Genomic DNA, 9,936 nt, shown 5'->3' with positions numbered 1-9,936 from the left:
TGGCCAAGGCCGATCATGGTTTGCTGCCCAATCCCGCCGAGCCGGTGCATCTGGAGCGGGAAGTAGACGCTTTGCTGGAATTCTACGAGGCTCTTGCAGAGGAGAAGCAGGTCACGATGCAGCTTAATGGTGCCGCTACGGTCACCGGCGACCACCTGATGTTACGCCGCGCGATTGCCAACCTGCTTTCGAACGCAGTGCGGCACACTTCCCCTGGCGGTACCATAGACATCACGATCACCCAGGCTCGGGACATGGCGCGGCTGTGTGTCAGCAATCCTGGTGAGACCATTCCCGCCAATCAGTTACCGAGACTGTTCGAGCGCTTCCACCGCGCCGACAACATCCGCAGCCACCATGGCGAAGGAGCAGGGCTGGGGCTCGCCATCACCCAATCCATCATCAAGGCTCATGGTGGAGACGTTGCAGTCCATTCGCAGGATGGCCTCACTACCTTCTGCCTCACCCTGTCACGCTCCGGCAGGCAAGGTGCATCACACCGTCACGGCGCCGACGCTGATGACGAGTGACTGGCAAAAGTCCATGACCAGCTCTACTGGTCGATTCGCTGTAAATAGCCCCGTCGTGCAACCCACGGAGTCAGCGGAAACAGAAGAAGCCGATGTACCCGGTCCAGTGTGATTAATCACCCGCTTGGGAGAATAACTCTGGCCGGGCGGCCTCAAACTCCTGACTTCAAGCAATAAGCGCAGCAGCGTGGTCGCGTCCGGCACGCTCTTGATGGCTAGGTCGATACCGATGAAGTCGCGCATAGCCTGGCTGTCGTAGATGGCGTCTTCCAGCGCTTCATCGGCCAGGGCATACCACTGCTGGAGAAAGTAGACGCGCAGCATGCGCTCCAAGCCGATCGGCGGACGCCCTCGCTTACAGGCTACGTTCGGGAAATAGGAGGGCGACAGCGCCTCCATCTGGGCCAGGAACCGCTCGTGGCGGGTGACCTTCTTCTTGTTCTGGTGCTCGGCTTGGGCGAACGAGATCTGCTTCATCGGGCGGCTCTGATCAGGCGATGATAAGAGAGCCGAATTCTACCCCGCCGCTGGCTGCCAGGCAGCCGCGGCAGGATTGATACAGTGTTTCTTTAATGGGAGAGATTGTTCAGGTTATGTTCAGCTCTGTGTTGTAAGTTCGATATGTCAAGATTGACTATCTGAAATAATAATGGGATCAAGCTATGAAAAATAACAAGCTATCTTGGGCTAGCATGACGGCTTTGGCCTTTGCTATTGGTGCACCTTCTGCTTCGGCAGTAGACATCCAAGTGGCGGGAGACACGACAGCCTCTATCTATGGCTTCGCCAGATTGAACATGGCTTACAATTTCGATCGGGCAGGTCCGGCTAACGAAACCTATTTCGAAAGGGTTGAAAAATCTGACAACGAGATTGGCGACCAGTTTCGAATGGCTGCGAACACCAGTCGACTTGGTTTTCGAACAAGTACCCCCGCAGCTGGAAGTTCGATTGATACTGTATTCGAGTTCGATTTTTGGGACTGGGATGATGCTAGCAATGCTAGATTAAGGCTTGCTTCTGGGTCATGGAATGGCATTTTGGCAGGACAGAACTGGTCTAATTACAACACTTTTGTGGCGTCCACACCGACTGTGAATTTTTTTGGCACGGCGGGAAGTAACGGTTTTGGGTCGCGCCTTAACCAGCTCCGCTATACTACTGAAGGCTTCTCTGTCGCTTTAGAAGCCCCACAAGTACAGCTAGCTCCAAATGCGGACGACTCACTAGAGGCACATGGCAATGCTGTATCATCCATGCCGGCATTGACTTTGCGTTACGAAGACAATATTGGGGATTTTTCATATTCCGTGGCTGGCGTTGCACGCCAGCTGAAATATGATACTGGAAACGAGAAAGATACTACGATGGGGTATGGGGGCTTTGTTGCGGGAGCGTACGATATTGGCCCACTAACCATCCGGGGTTTGGTTAACCTCAGTGAAGGCGCAAATAGCTACCTTTATTTGTCAGGCGGGTTGTTTAATGGCGCTGATGCCTATATTGACTCTAACGGAAATCTGCAGACCCTTTCCGGGAAGGGGGCGTCGGTCGGCCTTTCTTATCAGATTTCCCCACACTTAGCCATGAATGCTACTTCAGGGTTTACAGATGTCGACCCAGGTGATGAGGCCGTGGGTGGAAATGCTGATAGAGTTAATCGGAATGCGTTCCTTAACCTGATGTGGACACCCACTGATCGCTTGATGTATGGGGTGGAATACGGCTATTACGAGACGGAGCTTCGAGGCGAAAGGGGAGATGCGAGCCGTATCATGGTGGCTGCGCAATATAGTTTCTAGCTAGATTTTGTTCGCGAAAACCTGTTTTGATCGATTGGCTTGGGAAATCTCCCAAGCCTTTTTGCGCATTGGTGCAGTGCCCGATGATTAAATCGTCTGTATGACTTAACCTCTGCTAGCTGTAGGATCCTGGATGATCAGATCCTTCTGGGTCGGCAGCCGTACCAGCACGCCATTCAGGTAGGTGTAGGGCTCATGGCCATTCAGCTTGGCGCCCGGCGACGAGACGCTGCCAGGGCAGGCCCTGCACCAGCACAGCTAAGTGCCTAGGCAGATATTTTCATGCATACTGTCAGCTGGGATATCAAACCAGGACGGTACCATGGCACGGCGCTTCATCTCTTCGCTGACAGACACCGATCGACAAGCGTTGGCAGAGGTCCATCAGTACGGGCAAAAGCGTGCCTTGCGTCGCCGCGCACATGCCATCCTGTTGAGTAATCAAGGCTATACCATCACCCAGATCAGCGACATTTTGGAGGTCGGGCGGAATACCCTGACGATCTGGTTTCAGAAGTGGGAAGCCTCCGGTCTCGACGAGCTCGTCGACAAGCCGCGTAGTGGCCGACACCCCATTCTGGATGAGAGTGATCGAGCGCGGTTGCAAGCCTTGGTGGAGGAGCACCCTCACCAACTACGCACCCTGCAGGCACAGCTGCAGGAGGAGACCGGAAAAAACTTCAGCACGGACACCTTGCGCCGGGCATTGAAAAAAAAATGACAACAGCTTCAAGCGCATTCGGCACTCTCTGAAGGGCCGCCGTGATGAAGCCGATTTCCGCAATACGCAGGGCCTCCTGAAAGCACTGCAGGAGAGGGAAGACCAAGGCGAGCATGACCTGTACTACTTTGATGAGTCGGGATTTTCGCAATCCTCATCGGTGCCCTATGCGTGGAGCCCCATGGGCAAGCCCTGGGAAGTGACCGCGTACTCACATAGCCGACGGCTGAACGTGTTGGGGTTCCTCAGCCGAAAAGGGAAGCTGGTCTACCACACCACCATCGAGACGGTCACCACCGACACGGTCATCAAGGCGTTTGATCAGTTTGTCGCCCAGAAAGACCCCGATGCCTTCGCTGTGGTGGTGCTAGACAATGCCAGCATGCATCGCTCCAAGGCCTTCAAGCGTAAGATTCTGGAGTGGATGTCATATCGCGTGCATCTGGTCTACCTGTCGGCCTACTCGCTGGAGCTGAATCTGATCGAGATTCTGTGGCGGCAGGTCAAATACTACTGGCTACCCTTGGGAGCCTACTTATCGTTCGATCGGCTCTGCAAGGAGGTACAGCTCCTGCTCAGAGACTACGGAACAGAGCGCACGATTAATTTTGCATAATCACTTACCACTGTTGCTGGGCAGGTTCATTGGAATGCCGTCGGAGGTAGCTTCGGCCCTGCTTGCGTTCAGCTAATTTTCAAGGATGACTGTTAGGATGAGATTTAAATCACCAAGGAGGAGATGTTCACATGAAACTTCAAGTAGCTGCTCTAGGAATTGTTTTGGCTAGCCTGCTTTCAGCACCTGCCATGGCAGGCTTTGGAGCTGGGGCCGATCGGGAACTCCCCATGCTGGATAGCGGCATATCGTCTTCCTATATTTTATCATCGCCAGGACATCCGCAACGCTTTCAGATTAATATTGATCAACCGACCACCCTGAAGGTGGCTAGTGATCACTTTCCTGGCGAGTCAAGCGTGGGGGTGCGTATAACCGCTAGGCTGTATGATGATTCAGGTCGGCTAGTGGAGGAGGCGACAAGCCCTCGAGGCCATTTCAAGATCGAGCGGCAAGTGCAGCCTGGTAATTATGTGTTAGAAGTTAGTGGTGCGTCGACAGGTGCTAAAAGAGAAGGAATGCGTGACCGGTATGAATTGCACGTGAGCTACTAATCGATCGAGCTGCATTGAGCAGCAAGTTTAGGCACAGGCTGATCATGCGCTAAAGTTAATGCATGGCTGTGCGTTAATGGCGGCCCGGTCCCGCGTGATTAATCACGCGGGGCCGGGCGCATAGTCAAAATACCCCACCTCTCTCCCGAGCAACTCCTCAAGCTGGCGAAGGTGCTTCGCCGCTGCGAGTAATTAAAGCAGCCGCTGGTACAGGCACGGACTCAGCGTGTTACCAAGTGCCACGTGCCTATCAAAGCAACAAGCGCATCACGTGCTGCCTCTCTCGGCCTGCTGGATGATGTGGTCAGTGTTGACAATTTGGGCGTAGAAGACGAGCTGGAAAATTGAGGCAATTCTTGGCTCTGGAGGAGATTGGGGGTAGAATCGTCATTGGTGTGTCTCTCCCCGCCTCAAGTTCTTGAACAGCTCTATCCAAAGAGGCAGGAAGCGTACTCCCCGAATCTATTTGATGCATATATCGGACGACTGAACCACACCTTGGATAAGGTAGCAATCCAGATGCGAACAGAACAGGGCTAAATCTTTGCGTTACGTTGATCTTCGAAGTCTTCGCTTTCGCCTCCTGGTATGGCTTGGCGGCGTAGCACTGGTCGTTGTTGGCCTGACTTGGTTATTGCACGGTATCTTATTGAATGACCTTGCACGAAGCTTTCTCGGCGAGCGGTTAAAGCAGGAAGCGGAATATACATTGCTTCAGTTAGCTCAGGGGCATCTCTCCCCCCACTTATGGCAGGAAGCGAAGGTCCCCGTTCTGCAGGTGTTTCACCATCTCTACGTTCTGGAGCTAGACGATGAAATAACAACTTCTCACCCACACTGGCTGACAAAGCTTGCACCCTTACTTGAGGGCCAAGAAGATGCGCTCGTGGATGTGGCTTGGAGCGATCGCCATTTGCTGGTGTACCGAAAGACCTTTGAGATGGATGATCGTCCGGGAGTGCTGCTGATTGGTGAGGATTTCGGTAAAGTCGAGGCCGGGCTAGAGGCCCTGCATTGGTGGGTGGGCGGCGTTGCCAGTCTGCTGTTAGTTCTACTCATCACTCTGAACTTGATAGCAGTCAAAAGTGCTCTTCGCCCGCTTTATCGATTGCGCAAACAGCTTGAAGAGCTTCGCTCAGGAGCGCGTGAGCGCCTAGAAATCGAAATACCTTCCGAACTAGACGGTCTTGTCCAGCAGCTCAACCAGGTGATGGACGAGCATGCGCGACGTCTCCAACGCTCACGTGAGTCGTTGGCCAACCTTTCCCACGCCCTCAAGACCCCTTTAGCCGCTACAATCCAAGTTCTCAGAGGCTCGCGTCCCATTGACCCCGAGCGTAGACAGAAAATGCTGCGACGACTCGAAAACATGAATACCCAGTTAGAGGGCGAGCTGAAGCGCTCCCGGATTGCAGGCCCCAGTGCTGGACAGCGAGCATTTTTCCGGCGTGACGTCGAGCAATTGATCGAGATGTTCGCAACACTCTATCCCCATTGCGATTTCTGCTTCGAAATTGCCGCTTCTGTGCCGGCTACTACAAACATAGAGCGTCAAGACTTTACTGAGATGCTGGGAATCGTGTTAGACAATGCCGGCAAATGGGCATCTCGAGAGATACGCTGCCGCATACTTCATGGTGACTATCTATCTATTTTGATCGAAGATGACGGCCCTGGGGTGACCAAAAGCGAGCTGGATCGGTTAGGACAACGAGGCTTCCGCCTCGATGAGGCTCGGCCGGGTCATGGTTTGGGACTGTCAATTCTTCGGCAGCTGGTCGGGCAATACTCCGGACAGGTGAGCTTTCAGAATTCATCTCTTGGAGGTTTGCTGGTAGAGATCACATTGCCCGTCAGCTGAGCTTTCTTGGCGCCGTTTCAGGATATTTTCAAGAAGTGCGGTCATGCTGGCCTATAGTGCTACTACCTGACGGAGCCCAAAATGGCCAGCTCGAAAGCTGACAATTTGTCTTTAGCTAGCTACCGGTTATTTCGCCAAGTGTGCAGATGTCTCACCAAGCGTGGTGCAGCCGTTGTTCTTGGATCGACAACGCTGCGGCTGAGCCTGGCTAGAGTTAATTGTCGGGTAATGGATAATGCTTATTCTCAGGGAGAGATGGCAGAGGCTAATCCTGCCACTGCCATACGGTGTGAGGTGCTGGCGATTCACAAAGGCTTTTATGAGCGTCCAATTTCGTCGCTGAAGGAAGACCAGGTCTATCCTTGTATCTCAATGCGCCGAGCACCTATGCCGCCATCGTCCGTGAGAGCTGCATTATGAAGCTGTTATTGCTTGAAGATGATGACTTGTTGGCCGAAAGTATGAAGGATACGCTTAAAGAAGACGGTTACGTCGTGGACTGGGCGGCCAGTATACGTGAGGCAGAGTCGTTCATGTCTACTGAAAGTTACGTGTTAACAATTATTGACCTTGGTTTGCCTGATGGTTCTGGGCTTGAGCTGCTTGAGCGCTGGAGAAAGCAAGGGTGGCAGCTTCCCATTTTAATTCTTACGGCTCGTGATACATGGGAGGATAAAGTTGTTGGGTTGAGAGGAGGGGCCGATGATTATTTAACCAAACCTTTCCATATGTCTGAATTGATGGCCAGGATATATGCGCTAATACGGCGTCGATCGGGTGGGGTCGCTAACATATTGTCTGTCAACGGTATCGAGTTGGATGAGTTTTCTCGACGTGTGTCGGTAAATGGTGGGTGCTGGCAAGAGTTAACATCTACTGAGTATCGTCTATTGCGCTACTTGATGCGGCACCCGGATCGAGTGTACTCTAAATTACAATTGCTTGATCAGCTGTACTCTCTGGAGCAAGATGCTGCTGATCCGAATTTGGTTGAGGTATATATTAGCCGGCTTCGACGTCGACTCGGCAAGGAATATATCCAGACTCGTCGCGGTCAAGGGTATCTCTTTGTATCGCATTGACTGAAATGGGAATAAAGATGTCATGCTTCAAAAGCTTTGCGGGTTCAAGTCCAGCCATCGGCAAGGAGTATGAATGCCCCTCTCAAGTGCTTATCCATGATCTAAAACTGCTGTGGCGTGCGATTTTTCTAGGTGCGGGTGCGGTTTATTGTCAGAATTTTGAGGTGGAAGGCAGAATTGAGACAGCGCAATGTAACACGGTCTGACTAGACGAATTGCCGGGGATTGAATGGTATCGAGTCGAGCTGCAAGCATTCTGGCGATCCCCGCCGATTTGCAAGCTCAAGATCCGGTGTAGTCCAGCCTTGCCTCGCAGCACCTAGATACAAATATTTAATGTCAACTAACCTGATCGCTCTGACAGTCTGCTATGGCTTCCAATCCATGCATGCTGTTCAGCTCTATTTCAAAAAAGCCAGTTATCTTTGTGTTTCACATAACTGGCCTAGGGTTCGGCGGGTCATAAGAGTAAGAATAAGGAGGCTCACATGCCGGAGATCATCCCGAACTGGCATCCGATATTCGTCAATTTCACTGCCGGGCTTCTGAGCACGGCGGTCATGCTCTACCTCGTCGCGCTCGTGCTCCCTGAGCAGTGGGCCGAGCGCACGCGGCTGGTCGCGCGCTGGAACCTGTGGCTTGGAACCGCGTTCACTGTGCTGACCGTGCTCACCGGCTTGCAGGCCTACAACACCGTGGTACACGACGCGCCGGCGCATGAGGCGATGACGGTCCACCGCAACTGGGCGCTGACCACCTTCGTCGTGTTCGTGATCCTGGTCGTGTGGGCGGCGTATACGCGTTTGCTGAGTAACCGGCGCGAATCCCGGCTGTTCGTGGTGGCGCTGCTGATCGGCGCGGTGCTGCTCACGGTGACTGGACACCGGGGAGCGGAGGTGGTCTTCCGCTACGGTGTCGGGGTGGAGCGGCTGCCCGATGTCGACGACCACGAGCACGGCGCTCACGCTGAGACCGATGCTCCGGAGATGGGAATCTTACCGCTGGGCCACCCCGCACCGGCCGACGCGCCGGAGGAGGACGATCACCCCCACGCGCATTGAGCAGGACCGATCAAGTACGCCAACCGCGCGGCAGCGCCGTGCCTTATCGAATCGACAAGGAGGAGTACGAATCATGCAACACACGAAGCTCTTCAGCACGCTCGCCCTGGCCATTTGGCTGCTCGCGGTTTCCACCGCGCAGGCTCACGCCCCGTTCCAAGGGTCGGTGCCGAAGGACGGCGCCACCCTCAGCGCCGAGGCAGTGCCTGAGCAGCTCGAGCTCAAGTTCGGCCACACCCTACGTCTGACCTCGGTGATGCTGCGTCCCCATGAGGGCGAGGCGGTGAGCCTCGACACCTCGAACCGGCTCGGCTCCGAACACAGTCTGGCGCTGCCCGAACTCGCGCCCGGCCACTACGTCGTGCAGTGGCGGGGCATGGCGGTCGATGGGCACGTCATGTCGGGGAACGTCGAGTTCACCGTTGCGGCGGCGCGATGAGGCCGGATGATGAGCGCTGACACCGCATGGCAGCTGGCAAGTTTCGCGCTTCAGCTGTTGACCTACGCGACCGGGCTCTTCGCGGCGGGAGGCGTGCTGTTTCTCCTGCTCTTCTCCGGCGTGACGGCGGCCGAGCGCGCCCGCATCGCGCGGGCGACGCTCGTGCTTGCCATGATTGGGCTTGCGGTGGCGTCGCTCGCCATCCCCGTGCGGGTGGGCTACCTCAATGGCGGCGGTATCGACGGGATGTTCGATCCGTTTCTGCTCGGGATGCTCGCCCTTTCACCGGTGGGGGTGAGCGTGCTGATGCGGGCACTTGGTTTCGCCTTGATCGTGCTGGTGATTTGTCGTCACCCGCTGGGCATCTGGCTTAGCGGCACCGGCGCGTTGTTCGTGCTCGCCTCGCTCACCGTGACCGGCCACGCGGGGGTATACGATGCGGTGATCGGACGCAGCCTGGTCGCGATTCACCTCACGGGCGCCGCCTATTGGCTGGGGGCGCTTTGGCCGCTGCTGCTTGTTGTCCGATCGGGCGAACACGCGCGGGCCGCGGCGATTCTCGAGCGCTTCGGGGTGATCGCGATGTTCCTGGTCGGCGCGTTGGTGCTGGCCGGGGTGGTGCTTACCGTCCTGCTGCTGGACAGCCTCGCGGCGCTTTGGCAGACCGCGTACGGGATCACGCTGATGATCAAGCTCGCCCTGGTCGCTGCGCTGCTTTTGCTGGCGGCGCTCAACCGTTTCCGTCTGGTGCCTGGGTTGATGGCGGGCGGCGGGCAGGCGGCTGGCGCGCTCAAGGGGGTGATCGCCCTCGAGATCGTTCTCGCGCTGCTGATCCTGCTGACCACCACCATGCTGACCACGTACTTCTCGCCGTTCGGCTAGCGATCGGACTTAACGACAAGGATACTCCTGATGCTGCGCATAAAAAAATACCGACACCTCAGCTCCAAAGGGCTTCTGATTGCCCTGCCGCTGGCCCTCGCCGGCTGTGCGACCGCCTACGAGCCGCAACCGCTCAGCGCCGCCCATCCGGCGAGCGTGGAGGGGCCCCAGGCGCCGATGCCGCAAGCCTCCAACGTGCTCCGAGACCGTCCGCCGATCGATTCGGCTGCGCGCGCCGGCGAACCCGGCGTCATGCATGAATACGATCACATGGACCACGGTGACATGGATCACGGTGACATGGATCACGGCGACATGGATCACGGTGACATGGATCACGGTGACATGGATCACGGTGACATGGATCACGGTGACATGGATCACGGTG

The 9,936-nt window shown here is 55.6% G+C and carries 11 protein-coding genes and 1 pseudogene; 10 read left to right on the top strand and 2 right to left on the bottom strand.

The features are described 5' to 3' along the window. On the top strand, positions 1-530 hold a 530-nt coding region (locus AC2VNO_RS07355), incomplete at its 5' end, for an ATP-binding protein (RefSeq protein ID WP_486933521.1). 165 nt (positions 531-695) lie between these two features. Here the strand turns inward: AC2VNO_RS07355 and AC2VNO_RS07350 are convergent. Beyond that, a pseudogene (locus tag AC2VNO_RS07350) lies at positions 696-1,007 on the bottom strand (transposase); the annotation flags it as partial. 185 nt (positions 1,008-1,192) lie between these two features. On the opposite strand from AC2VNO_RS07350, the gene AC2VNO_RS07345 reads away from it, so the two are divergent. After that, positions 1,193-2,332 (top strand): DcaP family trimeric outer membrane transporter, encoded by a 1,140-nt coding sequence (locus AC2VNO_RS07345; protein ID WP_444678185.1) that lies wholly within the window; start codon positions 1,193-1,195, stop codon positions 2,330-2,332. Between the two features lie 105 nt (positions 2,333-2,437). Here the strand turns inward: AC2VNO_RS07345 and AC2VNO_RS07340 are convergent, their stop codons facing one another. Beyond that, positions 2,438-2,539: a hypothetical protein gene (locus AC2VNO_RS07340; RefSeq protein ID WP_486933522.1), complete on the bottom strand. Its 102-nt coding sequence runs from the start codon at positions 2,537-2,539 to the stop codon at positions 2,438-2,440. 115 nt (positions 2,540-2,654) lie between these two features. Here AC2VNO_RS07340 and AC2VNO_RS07335 point away from each other — a divergent pair. The 8 genes from AC2VNO_RS07335 to AC2VNO_RS07300 form a co-directional block, all read left to right on the top strand. Continuing rightward, a protein-coding gene (locus AC2VNO_RS07335) for an IS630 family transposase (protein WP_234245936.1) occupies positions 2,655-3,669 on the top strand; the annotation gives its coding sequence in 2 pieces (ribosomal slippage) (positions 2,655-3,041 and positions 3,043-3,669; 1,014 coding nt in all). A 131-nt stretch (positions 3,670-3,800) separates the two neighbouring features. Then, the gene (locus AC2VNO_RS07330) at positions 3,801-4,223 is read left to right on the top strand and encodes a hypothetical protein (protein WP_486933520.1); all 423 of its coding nucleotides are present in this window, start codon (positions 3,801-3,803) and stop codon (positions 4,221-4,223) included. 544 nt (positions 4,224-4,767) lie between these two features. Continuing rightward, a complete protein-coding gene (locus AC2VNO_RS07325; RefSeq protein WP_234245940.1) occupies positions 4,768-6,084 on the top strand; it encodes an ATP-binding protein in 1,317 nt (438 codons plus the stop codon). A 416-nt stretch (positions 6,085-6,500) separates the two neighbouring features. Continuing rightward, positions 6,501-7,166 (top strand): response regulator transcription factor, encoded by a 666-nt coding sequence (locus tag AC2VNO_RS07320; protein WP_234245942.1) that lies wholly within the window; start codon positions 6,501-6,503, stop codon positions 7,164-7,166. Between the two features lie 488 nt (positions 7,167-7,654). Continuing rightward, positions 7,655-8,227, top strand: a complete 573-nt coding sequence (locus AC2VNO_RS07315) for a DUF2231 domain-containing protein (RefSeq protein WP_234245943.1) — start codon at positions 7,655-7,657, stop codon at positions 8,225-8,227. 73 nt (positions 8,228-8,300) lie between these two features. Continuing rightward, positions 8,301-8,666, top strand: coding sequence for a copper resistance CopC family protein (locus AC2VNO_RS07310; RefSeq protein ID WP_234245945.1), 366 nt, complete (start codon positions 8,301-8,303; stop codon positions 8,664-8,666). Positions 8,667-8,675: 9 nt separating this feature from the next. Beyond that, positions 8,676-9,548, top strand: coding sequence for a copper resistance D family protein (locus AC2VNO_RS07305; protein ID WP_234245948.1), 873 nt, complete (start codon positions 8,676-8,678; stop codon positions 9,546-9,548). Between the two features lie 30 nt (positions 9,549-9,578). Next, the coding region (locus AC2VNO_RS07300) for a hypothetical protein (RefSeq protein WP_486933519.1) at positions 9,579-9,936 on the top strand (358 nt) is incomplete at its 3' end.

It is taken from the genome of Halomonas sp. TH-94 (genome assembly GCF_057473365.1).
Note: the sequence above shows the minus strand (reverse complement) of the source record. Positions and strands in the feature narration are given on the sequence as shown.

Coding starts and splice junctions, on each gene's coding strand:
- AC2VNO_RS07320 (WP_234245942.1), top strand. CDS start 6,501: ATGAAGCTGTTATTGCTTGAAGATGATGACTTGTTGGCCGAAAGTATG.
- AC2VNO_RS07310 (WP_234245945.1), top strand. CDS start 8,301: ATGCAACACACGAAGCTCTTCAGCACGCTCGCCCTGGCCATTTGGCTG.
- AC2VNO_RS07315 (WP_234245943.1), top strand. CDS start 7,655: ATGCCGGAGATCATCCCGAACTGGCATCCGATATTCGTCAATTTCACT.
- AC2VNO_RS07330 (WP_486933520.1), top strand. CDS start 3,801: ATGAAACTTCAAGTAGCTGCTCTAGGAATTGTTTTGGCTAGCCTGCTT.
- AC2VNO_RS07345 (WP_444678185.1), top strand. CDS start 1,193: ATGAAAAATAACAAGCTATCTTGGGCTAGCATGACGGCTTTGGCCTTT.
- AC2VNO_RS07305 (WP_234245948.1), top strand. CDS start 8,676: ATGAGCGCTGACACCGCATGGCAGCTGGCAAGTTTCGCGCTTCAGCTG.